The organism is Streptomyces sp. SID3212, assembly GCF_009865405.1.
Lineage (GTDB): Bacteria > Actinomycetota > Actinomycetes > Streptomycetales > Streptomycetaceae > Streptomyces.
Genome location: NZ_WWJY01001225.1, coordinates 1 through 621 on the forward strand (window position 1 = coordinate 1; position 621 = coordinate 621).

The 621-nt window shown below is 75.7% G+C and carries 1 protein-coding gene; it reads left to right on the top strand.

The genetic code is table 11. The features are described 5' to 3' along the window. The coding region (locus GT042_RS36470) for a lytic polysaccharide monooxygenase (protein ID WP_161312954.1) at positions 1 to 621 on the top strand (621 nt) is incomplete at both ends.

The window sequence follows — 621 nt, forward strand, 5'->3', positions numbered from 1 at the left end:
CTCACCGGCTCGCCCGCGTGCCGGGCGGCGGTCGCCGCCAACGGCGGCCAGCAGCTCGGCAGTTGGGACAACCTTCGGGTCGCGGAGGTCGGGGGCAGGGACCGGCAGGTGATTCCGGACGGGAAGCTGTGCAGCGGGGGCCTCGCCGCGTACGCGGGACTCGACCTGCCCCGCTCCGACTGGCCCGCCACGACGCTGGTCCCGGGGGCCCGGTTCACCCTCACCTACCGGTCCTCCATCCCGCACGAGGGGACGTTCAGCCTCTACCTCACCCGGCAGGGCTACTCCCCCGACACCCCGCTGACGTGGGACGACCTGGATCCCGAGCCGTTCCTCACCGTGAAGGACCCGGCGCTGGAGAACGGGGCCTACCGCATCCCGGCCCGCCTGCCGGGCGGCCGGACCGGCCGGCACGTGTTGTACACGGTCTGGCGCAATTCCAGCACGCCGGACACGTACTACTCCTGCTCCGACGTCGCCTTCCCGGGCCGGAGCGCGGGGCAGGCCAGGGCGGCGGCCCCGCCGGCCGCCCGTACCGCCTCACCGTCACCCCGGCCCTCGACCCCCGCCCCGAAGCGGACCCCGAAGCCCGCGGCCGTCACCTCCCCGGCCCCCTCCCCG